Annotated in this window: 9 protein-coding genes; 6 read left to right on the top strand and 3 right to left on the bottom strand. The window is 42.9% G+C overall.

What is annotated here, in order from left to right; translation table 11 throughout:
• Positions 1-38 precede the first annotated feature (38 nt).
• Positions 39-482, top strand: a complete 444-nt coding sequence (locus C3B73_RS10420) for a Calx-beta domain-containing protein (RefSeq protein WP_103665540.1) — start codon at positions 39-41, stop codon at positions 480-482.
• A 221-nt stretch (positions 483-703) separates the two neighbouring features.
• Positions 704-1,249, top strand: coding sequence for a hypothetical protein (locus C3B73_RS10425; RefSeq protein WP_232803141.1), 546 nt, complete (start codon positions 704-706; stop codon positions 1,247-1,249).
• Between the two features lie 798 nt (positions 1,250-2,047).
• On the opposite strand, the gene C3B73_RS10430 is transcribed toward C3B73_RS10425, so the two are convergent.
• Complete coding sequence (locus C3B73_RS10430) at positions 2,048-3,475, bottom strand: GWxTD domain-containing protein (RefSeq protein ID WP_103665542.1); 1,428 nt, start codon at positions 3,473-3,475, stop codon at positions 2,048-2,050.
• Between the two features lie 209 nt (positions 3,476-3,684).
• Between C3B73_RS10430 and C3B73_RS10435 the strand changes: the two genes are divergently transcribed.
• Together C3B73_RS10435 and C3B73_RS10440 are read left to right on the top strand one after the other, a co-directional pair.
• Positions 3,685-6,969, top strand: coding sequence for a SusC/RagA family TonB-linked outer membrane protein (locus tag C3B73_RS10435; RefSeq protein ID WP_103665543.1), 3,285 nt, complete (start codon positions 3,685-3,687; stop codon positions 6,967-6,969).
• 20 nt (positions 6,970-6,989) lie between these two features.
• Positions 6,990-8,480, top strand: coding sequence for a SusD/RagB family nutrient-binding outer membrane lipoprotein (locus C3B73_RS10440; RefSeq protein ID WP_103665544.1), 1,491 nt, complete (start codon positions 6,990-6,992; stop codon positions 8,478-8,480).
• Positions 8,481-9,329: 849 nt separating this feature from the next.
• On the opposite strand, the gene C3B73_RS10445 is transcribed toward C3B73_RS10440, so the two are convergent.
• Positions 9,330-10,757, bottom strand: coding sequence for a GWxTD domain-containing protein (locus C3B73_RS10445; RefSeq protein ID WP_232803143.1), 1,428 nt, complete (start codon positions 10,755-10,757; stop codon positions 9,330-9,332).
• 106 nt (positions 10,758-10,863) lie between these two features.
• Between C3B73_RS10445 and pyk the strand changes: the two genes are divergently transcribed.
• Both pyk and porW read left to right on the top strand, forming a co-directional pair.
• Positions 10,864-12,297 carry a pyruvate kinase gene (pyk, locus tag C3B73_RS10450; protein WP_103665546.1) on the top strand — a complete coding sequence of 478 codons (1,434 nt, stop codon included), beginning with the start codon at positions 10,864-10,866 and terminating at the stop codon, positions 12,295-12,297.
• A 20-nt stretch (positions 12,298-12,317) separates the two neighbouring features.
• The gene (gene porW, locus C3B73_RS10455) at positions 12,318-15,026 is read left to right on the top strand and encodes a type IX secretion system periplasmic lipoprotein PorW/SprE (protein ID WP_103665547.1); all 2,709 of its coding nucleotides are present in this window, start codon (positions 12,318-12,320) and stop codon (positions 15,024-15,026) included.
• Here porW and C3B73_RS10460 read toward each other — a convergent pair.
• Positions 15,007-16,044: a quinone-dependent dihydroorotate dehydrogenase gene (locus tag C3B73_RS10460; protein ID WP_103665548.1), complete on the bottom strand. Its 1,038-nt coding sequence runs from the start codon at positions 16,042-16,044 to the stop codon at positions 15,007-15,009. The two genes, porW and C3B73_RS10460, sit on opposite strands and share 20 nt — an antisense overlap.
• Positions 16,045-16,107: the final 63 nt, after the last annotated feature.

Below are 16,107 nucleotides of genomic sequence, written 5' to 3' on the forward strand. Positions count from 1 at the left end.
AGATTTTCGAAAAAATTAACTCAAAATATTTTTATCCAATGAAAATTAAATTACTTATAGCGTTACTTATTCCGCTTTTGTTTGTCAGTTGTGATGACCTATTTGACAAAGGCGATGTAGAGAAAACATTCGAAGGACCAGATCAGATTGAATTCAAGCCACTTCAGCAAGAAGTCAATCAAGCTGCTGGTTCATTCGATGTAACGATTCAGTTGATTGGTGAGCAGAGAAATTCTGACTTAACCGTTAGCTTTAATGTAGACGGTTCCTCAACAGCTGTTGCCGGAACCCATTACACTCTTAACGGAACCTCTGCAACTATTGCAGCAGGTACCAGTGCTGTTGATGTTTCTATCGATCTGATCGATGGTAACCTGGCAGCCGGAGAGGAAGTAACTTTGATCCTAAACCTTGAGGATGCAGACGGTGCAACCGCTGCCCCTAACTTGGATCAATCAACTACATTTATCTTTGGATCGTAAGATCAATTAACTGAGATAAATTCTTATATTAAAAGCCATGCCTCAAACGAGGCATGGCTTTTTTAATTTCTAAAGAATATTCTATGCGCAGTTCATTTATTACACTAATTATTTCTATTACACTATTATCAATCATATCAGCATGTGGCTTATTCAACAATGATATTCAGGTTGAAAAAAGACTAGCCATATATTTTCAGGCAGAAAATCTTGGAGATACTTTGACTACAGAACAAGATTCTTTAGTAATTAGTGATTTTAAATTTTCGGCTGACCGATTTATTGTTGCCGGAAATGATATTGAACTGGAGAGTTCACCTAATGTGAGTACGTTCTTATTTACTTATGACCTAAATGCATCAGAGGAGAGATTGGTGCTTGATGTAGGCCTTGGAATAGCTGACAATACCACTTTTAACAACTATACTATGTTTATTCAGCCTGTACCAAGAAATGCAGAAATCCTTGACGATGACTTTTTTGGTGAAGACAATAACTACTCAATGGTGATTAAAGGTACCTATAACCGAAAAGAGTTTAATTTCAGGATCTCTCCAACCTTCGACAGAATTTTCAATTTCGATCGTGTTACTTTAAGTGATATTGATGAGACCTTGATCCTCAGTAAATCCATAGATTTGAATGACGTCTTTATAAATCCGGATGGATCTATTCTCGACCCAACAAATTCTGATAATAATTCCATCATCAGAGAAAGAGTGAGTACCTATCTGCAAGTTGAAGGCTTTGCAGTCAATATTTTATGATAAGGCATTCTCTCTATTCAAACTAGATAGGAATATTAAAAACACTACATGTCATGTAAAAGTGATCTTGAACCGCCAGCCGGCGGAGAAAGATCTTGCCTACTGTGGTCAAACAAATTGAGTATTGCAACTTTCTTGCCACTATCAACATGGTAATCTAGGCAAACACTGATACTTCGTTATAGGCAAGATTCATCGCTGCGTTCTGAATGACGCTGGAGGTTATGGTAAATACAAAAACTAAATCCAACTCCGGTCATCTTGATCCGACAGCCGGCGGAGAAAGATCTTGCCTATTTAGAGAATGGTGTTTTCCTATCTTTTCAGTAGCCACTACCAACATACTACTCCATGCTAACTCCGAAGCTCCGCAATAGGCAAGGTTCATCGCTACCGCTCTGAATGACACGGGAGGTTGAGTTAAATACAAAAACTAAACCCTACCACAGTCATTCTGAGGGTACTCCCGAAGAAACTTGCCTATTTAGGGTATTAGTTCAGCACTACCAATGAAAATAGCCACTGTCAATTTGATAATCATTGCCTGTAACGAAGCTTCGCAAAAGGCAAGGTTCATCGCTTCGCTCTGAATGACGAATATTAAATTAAGTGAATAAACCAAACTCTACCCCGGTCATTCTGAGGGTACTCCCGAAGAAACTTGCCTATTCTAGCAAAGGTGTTTAATCCATCACTTCAGTAGCCACTACCAACATACCACTCCATGCAAACATCAATGCTCCACAAAAGGCAAGGTTCATCGCTATCGCTCTGAATGACTTTATTGTTGAGAAAAGACTAAAAAGCCCGCGTTAATATGCTTCCGGATAGCCAGCGTTCTACCTGTCTGCGTTGTACGTTGTAGTAATAATTGCTTCGGCGAAGTACAAAATTATCAAAAGGGTAGAATTTGGTATTTAACTTGGGGCGATCAAAGATGAAGTTGGATTCCGGGTCTTCACGGTTATAGGAATAGGACCAGATCATCTCCGTAGAATAGGTATTAACGTACATAGGCGGGCCAAACAGGATGTACATCATGCCGGTATCGGTCTTCCAGCCTTCCTTGAAGTTTGAAAACTGTTTATTGGCTTCCTCAACCCGTTCGTAGTAGAGGGAGATCACTTCGCGGGCTTTATTGGAATTCCCGATATTGGAGAGCCAGAATCGATCAATGGCATTCTTCAAAGCTGCAGGGTCGGAGATACCCATGATCCGTTCGTATTCCTTCTCGGTCATAATGTATGCCAGGGGAGCCGCAAGTTCCCGGGCGGATTTCAGGGATGGGTAGTTTGGGCTTTTGATGCCAAATTCCATGGCTTTGTAGATCCGCTCTTCCCCTTCGCCGGAACTGACTTCCAGGCGATAATTGCCTCTTTGCAGTTCATGAAAATTATACTCGATCACAACATTACCGGGTTGGGTTAGGTTACGTACGGATGATTGTACCACCTCATATTCATCATAATCAATACCGATACGCTGAATACTGGAAGGGGAGTAGTCGCTGTAATTCATCGGGCGGGCTATGCTGGTATCCGATTCAAACCGAAGAAGTCGCATCTGCACATTCAGGCCCGTATCGGCATTTCGGTTGATTGCCTGAAACCTGAATTTGAGGGAATCCATGCGGGAGGGAATGTCAAAAGTGGTGGCCTGATTAAAGGCCATATCCTCTGAATCCGAATTCCGGGTTAGCAGGCTTACGTTGGTTATGGCAGAGCTGTTTGTGCCGGGAGAGGGGACAGTGATCCGGTTGCGCCTCAGGGTTTGCTTGGAGGACTGATCATCGATGATGCTGACCTCAACAAGCAGCTCACCCGGTGATACGTCATATTCTCTCTCAAATAAATACACATCCTGAGAGTTGGTGATCTCTTCGCCCTGATGTACTATGGTATCATTAAATGAATCCCGCATGAGGACCTCCCCGCCATCTCCCTGCTCCCGAATGGTGATCTCAAGGGAAAAACTGGCCGAATATCGATCATCCTGGTTCACATAGATCAGGCTTCCTTTAACGATATCACCGGTAACCGTAACCATTGGAACATTCGAATCATTGATATATGCCGTTGCCGCCATTCGTAATTCGGGAAAACCTGGGCGATAGTTGTAGGAATCCCCACGATCTATATCATCTATGTAAGAGTTGGAACAGCTTGCAAAGATCAGGATCAGGATAATTGATTGTGCTGCAATAAGTAGAGGAAATCGATAATTCATAGAAAAAAATTAAATTTTGTCTGCATGCAATGTACATATAAACAAAGGGTCTTTCTATTTATTATAGTTCAATTTTCATTAAAACGGGCTTTTGAGGTATTTGTGAACTTTATATGAATTGTAAATTAATGTTAGATAAAATATTGATACGGAGGTGAATAATAATTATTATCAAAGCTCATCTAACAATTAACTAACGAGGACCTAGTATGTTAAAAAAGCTACTAATCAGTTCATTTATGGTCTTGGTTTCTGTTTCTGCGGCGTTTGCGCAGACCACGACAGTGACCGGAACCGTTACTGATGCAGATACTGGAGAACCTATTCCGCAGGTTGCGATTTATATCTCGGATCTTTCTACCGGTGCTGCTACGAATATTGATGGTGAATACACGATCGATGGCGTTGAATATGGTACCTACACTTTCCGTGTAAGTTCCGTAGGATACATCACCATTGAGCGTGATATCACTGTAAACGCAAATAACAACTCCTTTGATTTTGAGTTGGCACAAGATATTCAGCTACTTGAAGATGTTGTGGTAACTGCTTTTGGTGTGAGCCGTGAGCAAAAATCATTGGGATATTCCGTTCAGGATGTTAATGCAGAAGACCTGGCGCGTGTTGACCAAAATAGCGTGGTTGGCGCACTAACCGGTAAAGTTGCCGGTGTACAGGTTGTGCAAAGTCCAACTATGGGTGGTTCTGAAAGAATCCGTATCCGTGGCGTGAACGGACTTTCTGATGGTCAGCCATTATTCGTAATTGATGGTACACCTGTTGATAACTCTTCTTTTGAAGTAGCCAGTAATGGTTCTTCAGCTCGTGGTCGTGACCTTGGTAACCTTGCCTCAGATATCGATCTGAGTAGTGTTGCAAGTGTTTCTGTACTTAAAGGTGCTGCGGCATCTGCACTGTACGGTAACCGTGCGGCCAATGGTGTTATCCTTATTACCACAAAAAGTGGTCAAATGGGTGAAGATCAGCCGGTAAGAGTAGATTATACAAACAGTACCTATTTTGAGAATGTATATATTCTGCCAAATTTCCAGAATGAATACGCCGGTGGTTATACTCAGGATTTTCTTCAGTATACCGACCCTGCTGATGGTCAGACCTACAACGGTTTGAACTATGCGGCGGATGAAAGCTGGGGGCCACGAATGGATGGTACACAGTATCGACCATGGTATTCGTGGTTTGATGGTGATTTTGATGGTGACGGCGTGAGTGATTACGGTAAGACCGTACCGTTGAATCCAAATCCTGATAACGTTCGAAATTTCTATGATACAGGTGTTAGGATCGCCAATAAACTGTCTATCTCCGGTGGTTCAGCTAATTCTGCTTATCGTGCAGGATTGAATAACACCAATCAATCAGGTGTTTATCCAAACTCAACCCTTGATAAGACAGCTGTTACATTCAATGGTTCTTTGAACCATAATAACAAACTGACATCCAGTGTTTCATTCAATTATGTGAACACACAGGGTAAAGGACGTCCTGCAACCGGTTATTCCGCAGTACAGGGTAACCCTGCTCAGAACATGAGTCAGTGGTTCCAGCGTCAATTGGATATGGATAAGCTTAAAACATACCGTCTCGAAGATGGTTCTATAGCTTCCTGGAATATCCGCTCAAATACAAACAAAAGACCTTTGTATTGGGATAGTCCTTATTTCTCAGTTTATGAGAATGTTCAGCAAGATGACAGGGATCGTATTTACGGTAACTATAATCTTTCTTACAACGTAAATGACAATGTTGAGCTGATCGGTAAATTACACCTGGATGCTTACTCCTTTACGGTTGAAGATCGCATTGGTACCGGTGGACTTGAAGAAGACTGGTATTATATAGCTCAGCGTTCACGGCGTGAAGTGAACTATGAGGGTGGAGCGAAATTCAACAAGGATTTCGAAGATTTCTCAATGTCCGGTTATTTAGGAGGTAACATCCTTACTCAGGACTACAGTTCTGTAATTCAGCAGACAGTAGGTGGACTTTCTACACCTAACTTCTTCAATATTGATGCTTCTATTAACAGACCTAATGTGTCGAGTTACAAGCAGCAAAAAGAAGTGCGTAGTTTATTCGGTACTGCAACAGTTGGATACCGTGACTTAGCGTATATTGATGCTTCTTTAAGAAATGACTGGTCATCTGCATTGCCTTCAGACAATAATTCATACCTCTACTACGGTCTATCCGGTAGTTTGGTATTTACTGAGTTTGATGCTTTCAGCGATCAGAATATCTTAAGCTTTGGTAAGATCAGAGCTTCTATCGCACAGGTAGGTAATGATCTTGACCCATACAGAATTCTGCAAACGTTCAACAGCTCGACTCCTTACGGAAGTCAGCCTGCACAATCTATTCCAAACGTACTTTCAAACCCAGACTTAGAGCCGGCTATTTCTTCCGACTATGAGTTAGGTTTAGATCTGCGATTCCTGGATGGACGTGTAAGAACAGATGTAACGTATTACAACTCAGTTCGTGAGAATGAGATCCTTCAGCTTGATGCTCCGGGATCCAGTGGTTACAGTGCTACATTGGTTAACGCCGGTAAATTCACAACCACAGGTTGGGAAGTTGCACTGGGTGCTACAGCCATTGAACAAAGAGACCTTACCGTTGATATGAACCTCAACTGGTCTAAGAGTAAAGGCGTTGTAGACGAACTTGCTGAAGGTATTGATACCCGACTTCTTGAAAGTGCATTCTTTGGAATTCAGCTGTTTGCAGTTGAAGGCGAAGAATGGGGTAGAGCAATTACTTCCGGTGGTTATGGTGGTACTGCTTACCATGAAAATGGTCAGCCTATCATTAATTCAAGCGGAACTTCCTATAAGTTGGAATACAATAAAGATCTTGGAAATATCCTTCCTGACTGGAATGGTGGATTCAATCTTGATGTGAATTATAAGAACTTCTCTCTTGGAGCTTTTGTTGAGTTCCAGAAAGGTGGACAGTTCTATTCAATCTCCAGAATGTTTGGAGCTTATTCCGGACTTGTGGAAGAAACAGTAGGAAACAATGCACTGGGTAACCCACAGCGTGATCCTGTTCTGGATTCAAACGGTAATGAAGTTATATCTACTCCGTTGAATCAGGCGGCATCTAATTCCGGTGGTAAGACACTTCGCGGTGTTGATGAAAACGGTAATGAAGTGGCATACCTTGTGAACGCACCTACTTACTGGTTGAATATGTTTTACAACAAAGAAGAATGGTTAGAAGATGCAAGTTATGTTAAGCTGAGAGAGCTTAAGCTGACCTATGATCTTTCTGCCAGAACTTTAGAGAGACTTCCGATCAACCGTGCAAGTGTTTCTTTGGTAGCTATGAATCCTCTGCTGATCTACTCTAGCGTAGACGGTGTTGATCCATCTGCTATTCAGAACAATGCCAACGGTTTTGGATTCTGGGAAGGTGGTACTCTGCCGGGTACTCGCTCCTTCGGATTTAATGTCAATATTGGATTTTAAATCATAGGAGACAGACTATTATGAACTTTTTAAATAACACATATATGAAAGCAGCAAAGAAACTAGTTCTTGTTATGTTACTGACAGGACTGTTCATGAGTTGTGATGATTTCGGAAATGTAAATACAGATCCGAATAATCCTTCTCAGGTACGAACTGACCTACTGCTTACGAATGCTCAGCGTAGCATGAGTAGTAAAGTAGGTGCCGTGATGGGAACCCTTTGGGTTCAGTACATGGCTGAGACGCAGTATACAGATGATCAGGAATACAGAAGTGTTAACGCTGATTTCAATGGTTGGTATACCGGTCCATTACAGGATCTTCAAACCATCATTGACCTGAACTCTGATTCAGAGACTGCCGGTGATGTTCTATCCGGTGGTAGTAATGCAAATCAGATCGCCGTTGCGCGAATCCTGAAAGCCTACTTCTATCAGATGATCACCGATCGCTGGGGTATGGTTCCTTATTCTGAAGCACTTCAGGGTAGAGAAAACCTACAACCTGCCTACGATATGCAGGAAGCGATCTACACTGACATCATTAATGAGCTGAAAGCCGCCGCAGATCAGATCGATCTGGGCTCTGCAGCTGTTAATGGTGACATCCTTTTTGAAGGTGACATGCAGAGATGGATCAATTTCGCCAATAGCTTAAGAGCTCGTGCAGCCCTCAGGTTATCAGAAACATCCGGTGCTTCATTGACTCTGGCTGAAAACGAATTCGCTGATGCAATCAGTGATGGCGTTATCTCAGAAGATGTGATGTATCCATACCTCTCGAATGCTGATAATGAGAACCCATGGTACTCAAGATTCAGAACTCGTACTGACTATGCGATCTCAGAACCTTTTGCAGATTACATGAAAGGTATCGATGATAACCGAATCCTCGTATTTGCCAATCCGGCACCTGCACAGGATAACGGAGACACGGAGGTAACTTTCGACGAGATCGTAGGTATGCCTTATGTAGAGAACGCTGGTAATATTCCTAACACTGATATCTCATTCCCTGGTTCAGCTATTGGAGCAGGTGGACCGAGCGTAGGTGTACAGGATGCTCCGCTACCGATCATTACTGTTGCTGAGATGGAGTTGGCGCAAGCTGAAGCCGTTGAGCGCGGGTGGATCACTGGTGTTGCAGCTGATCACTACTATGCAGGTATAGAAGCTTCCTGGAACCAATGGGGAGTTTATGGCGATGGTTCAGATTACAACGATTACATCACTCAGGCTGAGGTCATGTATGACCCTAATAACTGGGACGAATTGATTGGTAATCAGAAATGGATCGCTCTTTTCCCGAATGGGTATGAAGCATGGTCAGAGTGGAGACGACTTGGTTTCCCGGCTCTGACTCCAAACCCATGGGGCGTCTTGAATCAGATCCCGGTACGTTTCACGTATCCAACGTCTGAGGCAACTAACAACACAGAGAATTACAACGCTGCTGTTAGTGCTCAAGGTGCTGATGATCCACTTACCAACGTATGGTGGGATCAATAATTCAGTAACATACTGAAGTCTATTTTATAGGCCGCTCTGCTTACAGAGTGGCCTTTTTTTATGCAGTTAATTTTACTCGTCATTCAGAGCGAAGCGAAGAACCTTGCCTTTTGCGGAGCATGGGTGGTTGGAATGTATTTAGTGTTTGTAGTGGTTGCTGTGGGCAGTGTTATACTTTAAGCTGCCCATTCCATCACCCGGCTCTTTTTGGATCATGATTTTGTTCATTACTTAAGCTGAGCCGAATGATGGAAGTGCTATCAATCATAATCCATCATTCCATCCGGTTTGAATCTGGAATTCAAGTTTATTCTTGAGAGGACGGGGTGATGGATTTAACGCTATATAATTTTATCAATTCATTATCCAACCAAGTGTCATTCAGAGCGGAGCGATGAATCTTGCCTTTTGCGAAGCATTTTATTTATTATTATTAACAGAGTATGTAGTGGTGAGTTGTTTAAGAGATGCCAACAAAGTATCCTAAATAGGCAGGATTCTTCGGGAGTACCCTCAGAATGACTTTCCTTATTATTATTACAGATTCAAGATTCAAGAACGAGTCATTCATTAAGAAGTGATGAACCTTGCCTTTTGCGGAGCATGGGTGGTTGGAATGTATTTAGTGTTTGTAGTGGTTGCTGTGGGCAGTGTTATACTTTAAGCTACCCATTCCATCACCCGGCTCTTTTGGGATCATGATTTTGTTCATTACTTAAGCTGAGCCGAATGATGGATTTAGCGCTATATAATTTTATCAATTCATTATCCAACCAAGGATCAGAATGACTTTAATTTTTACTACAGATTCAATTTCCAACTACGGGATCAGAATTTCTCCCATTGATTTCACAAGGTTGCCGTAATAATGCCCCCGGAAAGCCATAGTTCCCTCACCCGGTATTCTAACTGAAAGTAAACGTTGTCTCTTTGAAGCACATAGTGTTCAAAGGGATAGACATCTGATCTTGATTTTTGCCTGCGAAAGATGAAATTGTACTCAGGTGCAGAGAGGTCGTAAGAATAAGCCCATTTCATTTCGTTAAGGCTTTTAGTCTGATAAAAGGGAGGACCAAATAATATATAGACCATTCCCATATCCGTTTTCCAACCCTCTTTGAAGTTAGAGAATAGTTTGTTGGCTTCTTCAACCCGACTGTAATACATAGAGATGGTACTTTTAGCCAAAGAGGAGTTCTCAATGTTGCTAAGCCAGAAGCGATCGATGGCCTTTTTGAGCGAATCCTCTTTCTGAATACGTATCAATTGTTCATACTCTTCAGGATCCATGATATAGATTAGGGGTTCAGCAAGTTCTTGTGCCGATTGAACTAACGGATAGTTTTCACCTTTGATGGAGAAGTCACGGGCTTTGTACAATCTGTCTTTTTCATTCAGATTCTGACCTACCTCAAATCGGTAGTTGCCTTCCTGAAGGTTATCAAAAACGAACTCAACCGTTACGTTACCCCTTTGCGTCAACTCTCGTTGTGTGGATTGTATCACCTCATAATCCCTCATGTCGATCCCTTTGTATTCAATGCTGGATGCAGAACGGTTTGTGTAGGTCATGGGAGTGGCTATGGTCGTATCAGCCCTGAACTTAAGGAGCCTGGCATTGAATGTGAGGGGTGAACGGTTGTTAGTCGTATTAGCTACCTGAAACTCGAATTTCAGGCTGTCTGCCGTATTATTTACATCATAGGTTGGTATAGGTACAAAATCATCGGTATTACCGATGCCTTTGGCCAGTAACCGAATGTTTGTTACGTTCTGTACCCCGTCACTCAGATCGGGTATGGCTGCCGTCTTCTCTCTTATGACAAGCTTACCTGTTGCCTGATCCATTACAGAAACGATCACATCGAACGTACCGGGAGAAACTTCATATTCTTTATAAAAGTTATAGAGTTCATCATTCAAGGCACTTTGCCGTTCGTTTTGGGCTATGGTCTCTTTGAATGTGTCGGAAGTGGACTGACCCGTGTTTGTGTTGATCACTTCAATGTTGACACTGATGGATGCTGATAATACATCATCCGCATTTTTATAGATCAGGCTGCTTTTAGGGATGGTACCTGCGACTTTGATCACAGGAATACCCTCAGTGGTAATCACACCGGCCGGTTCAAACCAAAGTTCCGGAAGTCCCGGTTCATAATCATAGGCTGATCCCCGTTTGATATCTTCTGTGTAGTTATTGGAACAGCTGATGATCACAAAAGAAGAAATTAGAATGATCATCAGATGCGATCTTTCAAAATTAAATACCCTCATAATCTGACCTCATCTTTTAAAAAATCAATTCACAATGATTGCAACATTTAAGCTATCTTTAGGCACATTGTAAAAACGTACTCACTCATTTAAATAATCACTCTTTATGATTTCTGCAAGGAGACGAACAAAAATTGTTTGCACCATTGGTCCCAGTTGTAATACTCAGGAAAAGATCGAGGACCTGCTTTTACATGGTATGAATGTAGCACGGGTAAATTTTTCTCATGGCACACATGACGATCATGCCAAAGTGATCAAATACATTCGTAAAGCCGCAAAAAAATATAAGTACAGTGTACCCGTGTTGATGGACCTTCAGGGACCAAAGATCCGCGTTGGGCAGATGAAAGATGGGGCTCAGGAATTAAAGACCGGTTCAACCATAAAGATCACGGCAGAAGATGTTGAAGGAACAAATAAAGTGGTTCCTATTGATTATAAAGGGTTGATCCGTGAAGCCGAAGAAGGAAATACCATTTTACTTGATGACGGATTGCTGGAGTTTAAAGTGACCAAGCAGTTGCCGGATTCCCTGGAAGCCAAAGTTGTGGTGGGGGGATTACTGAAATCCCGAAAAGGAGTGAATCTGCCAAATGTAAAGATATCAGTGCCATCACTTACTGAAAAGGATATTAGAGACCTCGAATTTGGTATCAAGCAAGATGTTGATATCATTGCTCTTTCTTTTGTACGGTCGGCCAAGGATGTACGGGATATCATTTCAAGAGTAAGGGCTGCTGGGAGTCAGGCGTCTATTATCGCTAAGATCGAGAAGCCGGAAGCGCTTAAGGTGATCGATGAGATCATAGAAGAAGCTGATGGTATCATGGTGGCGAGGGGTGACCTTGGTATCGAGATACCGACCGAGCAGGTGCCGATCATGCAAAAAATGATCATTGAGAAGTGCAGAACGGCAGGTAAACCGGTTATCACCGCTACACAGATGTTGGACTCCATGATCACCAATCCACGCCCAACACGGGCAGAAAGCTCGGACGTGGCCAATGCTGTTCTTGACGGAACCGATGCCGTGATGCTTTCCGGAGAAACCGCTGCCGGAGCTTTTCCAATGGAGGCTGTGAACGTGATGGACCGGATCTGCCGATCCATTGAAGATAACAGGCCACAGCTTTATAACAGTCTGGGTTACAGGAAGCCGGAATGGAAAGAAAAGCAGGTGATCGAATCGCTTGCCTATTCCTGCGTAACTATTTCCGATAACGTAGAAGCCAGTGCCATCAGTACCATCACACATTCCGGGAATACGGCCCGCCGAATCGCTAAATTCAGGCCCAAAGTTCCGATCGTAGCATTTACAGAAAATAAGAAAGTACGTCGCCAGTTGAATCTTGTTTGGGGTGTGTACTCAGTTCGATTGGATGAGCTTTTTGACACGGATAAGAGTGTTAAGATGATGGAGGATTACCTCAAGGAAAACGGAATGGTAAAAGAAGGAGACCGGGTGATCGTAGCTACCGGCATGCCAATAGCCAAACGAGGTCGCACTAACATGATCAAAGTGAGTACAATAGAATAGCATGGACTTTTGGGCGTGATATGGGTTTCCGAAATATATTTCTGTGGGTCGTAATTGGAGTCTTGTTTGCCGGATGCAGTATTTCTTTGCGATCGAGCTGGAAAAATTTCAATGCCTATTATAATACCTTTTACAACGCTCAGAAGAGTTATGAATCAGGGTTAAATAAAAATGTTAGTCAGCCCAGAGACTATAATCCCCTCGTTCCGATCCGCATCCATCAACCTCCGGTAAACGCCGGCTATCAGGATTTTGAAAGTGCCATTCAAAAATCAGCCGGTATTTTAAGAAATCATCAGGAATCCAAGTGGGTGGATGATGCCCTTTTCCTGATCGGCCGTTCTTATTATTATCAACAGGAATATTACTCCGCTGATCAGAAGTTTGATGAGCTATCACTGACCACTAACAACCCAGAACTGTCAAAAAGATCAGTGCTTTGGAAGGCAAGGAATTTTCTCGAAATGGGGTTGAATTCCGAGGCTATTGCCTTCATAAGTGAAGTCCTGAATTCGGAGGAAGATGGTTGGAACCATGAGGAATTAGCGGAACTGCGTACCATTTTGGGGCAACATTTTGTAGCACAGGAAAACTGGTCGTCTGCAGAAGAAGCACTCAGAGAGTCTGTGCCTTACCTTGAGAGTGAAAGTCAAAAAAGCCGGGGATATTTCTTACTTGGTCAGGTTTATGAGCGCCTTGGTATTTTGGAGACGGCTTACGGGGTATATGATCGTGTGGGAGATCACTTTACCGACTACAGGCTACAATATCTTGCGCAGCGTAAAAAAGCAGAACTGGCCCGACAAATGGGCCGTAATGATATTGCTGCAGGTATATTCAATGCTATGCGTCGGGACGATAAGAATGTGGATTATCTCTCCGAACTTGATTTTGAGCTGGCAAGAACGGAGCATGAAAGTGGTAATTATGAACGAGCAGAATTACTGTATAACCGGGTTCTTCATGGTGGAGTAACCCCGCCCAACCCGGAAATACGAGCCAGAAGTTATAACGGTTTAGCCGAGATCTATCGTCATGGTTATGATGATTTCATGATAGCTGCGGTTTATTATGATTCAGCTGCAAGCGTGAACGTTTCGAGAGAATTATTACCCGAGGCTTATAATGCTCAGGAACTGGCCGATTCCTTTGGATCGTATGCGAGTTTGAAAAATGAACTTTCAAGACAGGACAGTTTGCTGGCACTGGGACTGTTGAAAGATGAAGAACTGGATTCCGTGATCACTGAGATGCGTCGTAATAAGATCCTTGAGCTGCAGCAACAGCAAAGAGCCGGTAACCGGGATGACCGATTGGTAACTTTAGATCAGCCGTCCGGAACCGCAGATCCGGGCACCACAGAACGAAATGGATTTCTGAATACCAATAATCCGGAACTGCAGGCTTCCGTTAAACAACAATTCAATCAGGTATGGGGAAATCGTGCATTGGTTGATAACTGGAGAGTGCAGAGTCTGATGGGATCACAAATTGTACAGGAACAGTTCACTGAACAGACGGAAGACCGTGAACAAACGATCCTTTTGGATGTTGAAATTGATCTTAGTGATGTGCCATTCACTGAAATGGAGCAGGATTCTGTGAGACGTAATATTTCAGCGTTGCAGTACGAACTGGGTAATCTGATGTACCTGTCCATGGATATGCCCGACAGCGCTGCATACTACTTTCAAAAAGCGCTGGAAAATCCTTCGGATGATCGAATAAATATGATCTCTCTTTATTCCCTGACGGAGTTGTATGAAAATGCAGGTGATACCCGAAGATCGATGGAGTATGCTGATAGATTATTGCAGGAGTATCCAAACAGCAGCTTTGCCAAAGAACTTATTGGGGAGGGACCTGAAACTGAAGACAGCAGTGATACCCAAAACCTGATTGCTCAATATAATTCAGTGTCTCAAAACGACAGTCTTTCTTTTTCTGAAAAAGCCGATTCTCTCAGGTTCCTTTCAATGTCATTTTCTGATCATCCGAGATCGGATCTCATACTGTATGAATCGATTCAGTTGTATCTGGAAGAAGGGAGTTCAGATTCCCTGTACAATGAAAAGATCATAGCCTGGGACCGGTATAAAGATATTAAGAGAAATGGAATGGATTCACTTTCCATCGCTGATTCTTTGAACCCGCTTTTATCCGATACCCTGATATTGCGTAGTGACCGTGCACTTGTCGCCGATTCAACACTGAACCAAAATGATCTGTTAGCCATATTCCCATATCAGAATACGTCTTTTGACAGTGCAAGAAGCCTGATCGATACCTTTTTAAATACCTATCCAAATTCTGACCTGGCCAATAGGGTAGAACTGCTGCAGGAAGAACTCAGCCTGCCTGAAGCAAGTCAGGATGAGGCTGATCAAGAGGTTGAGGATACTGAATTGATGGCCAATGAAACGGACATTGATGATGATGGTTACGTGAATTGTAAAGAAATTGAAAGAGAGCTGAAGTTTAGATCGGGACAGGAATCGATCCAAGGGTTGATCAGAAGTTCAGGTGAGGTTGGATCACTTACAATTAAATTCAGGGTAAACCATCGAGGATTGGTGGATACTTACGAATTGATCACTGAATCATTGAGTGATGCACACATTGAAGATCTGGATACGATCATTAAAAGTGAAGTGGTTTTTGAACCAACTATTTATCAGGCGAGATCAGTACCTGTGTTTTGTACCGTTGTTATTTCAGCCGACCAATAAGGGCTTTATTGATCTTTTTAGCCAGTGAAGGACCTTCATAGACCATGCCGGTGTAGATCTGTAACAAATGTGCACCCGCCTCGATCTTCTCAATGGCTGCTTCGGGGCTGTCAATGCCTCCTACGCCCACCAAAGGTTTGTTGCCGCCTGTTATCTCACTGATCCATTGTACGACCTGTGTACTTCGTTTTTGGATGGCACGGCCACTTAAGCCCCCATTGCCGATCTCATCCAGCAGATTTTTTGGAGTGTTTAAACCATCATGAGTAGAAGATGTGTTGGTAGCCACATATCCGGCCACTCCATGCTCCTCACAAATTTCGATCAAAGTCTCCAGTGCAAGTTTATCAATATCCACGGTGAATTTAACCAATGAAGGTTTACGGCCAGCCTGATTCGGTTTAAGCGTTTGGAGGAGATCGCGAAGTGCCTGCGGGTCTTCAAAGGTTTTACCTTCCCCGGTATTTGGGCAGGAAATATTAATGGTAATATAATCAGCCACCGACTGGGCTTTTTCGTAACTGTACAGATAATCCTCAAGAGCGGCTTCACCATGAATGGAAGCATCGTTGGTTTTGGCAATATTGACACCCAAAGGGATATTCAGATCCAGGGTGGAAAGCCGTTCAGTGATAACATCAGCCCCTTCGTTATTTAACCCCATTCGGTTGATCAGAGAGTGGTCACGCGGAATGCGAAAAGCCCGGGGTTTTGGGTTTCCCTGAGATGGTTTGGCAGTGATGCTTCCCACTTCTACAAAACCAAAACCGAGCGCCTGCATAGCTTTGGGGGTGGTTCCGTTCTTATCAAAACCAGCTGCCAATCCCACAGGATTTGGAAAACGGCACCCAAATAGTTCCTGTTCCAGGGATGGATGCGATGTTTTGTAAACGGCAGATGCCAGTACCTGTAAGAATTTCGAGCGATTGGTCAGAGAGGCTATCCGAAGTCCAAGTTCATGAGCTTCTTCGGCATCCTTGTTAAATAAAACGGGTTTGATAAGATTTTTGTAGATCATCGGTCAATAATAAGAAAAAACGTTCAAAAAGAGTTAAAGAAGCCTTATAATCGATCGCCGATA

The organism is Gracilimonas amylolytica (assembly GCF_002911695.1).
Taxonomy (GTDB): domain Bacteria; phylum Bacteroidota; class Rhodothermia; order Balneolales; family Balneolaceae; genus Gracilimonas; species Gracilimonas amylolytica.

Bases quoted from the DNA above. Each gene is read 5' to 3' on its own strand.
- C3B73_RS10420 (WP_103665540.1), top strand. From the start codon at position 39: ATGAAAATTAAATTACTTATAGCGTTACTTATTCCGCTTTTGTTTGTC.
- C3B73_RS10430 (WP_103665542.1), bottom strand. From the start codon at position 3,475: ATGAATTATCGATTTCCTCTACTTATTGCAGCACAATCAATTATCCTG.
- C3B73_RS10435 (WP_103665543.1), top strand. From the start codon at position 3,685: ATGTTAAAAAAGCTACTAATCAGTTCATTTATGGTCTTGGTTTCTGTT.
- C3B73_RS10440 (WP_103665544.1), top strand. From the start codon at position 6,990: ATGAACTTTTTAAATAACACATATATGAAAGCAGCAAAGAAACTAGTT.
- C3B73_RS10445 (WP_232803143.1), bottom strand. From the start codon at position 10,757: ATGAGGGTATTTAATTTTGAAAGATCGCATCTGATGATCATTCTAATT.
- pyk (WP_103665546.1), top strand. From the start codon at position 10,864: ATGATTTCTGCAAGGAGACGAACAAAAATTGTTTGCACCATTGGTCCC.
- porW (WP_103665547.1), top strand. From the start codon at position 12,318: ATGGGTTTCCGAAATATATTTCTGTGGGTCGTAATTGGAGTCTTGTTT.
- C3B73_RS10460 (WP_103665548.1), bottom strand. From the start codon at position 16,044: ATGATCTACAAAAATCTTATCAAACCCGTTTTATTTAACAAGGATGCC.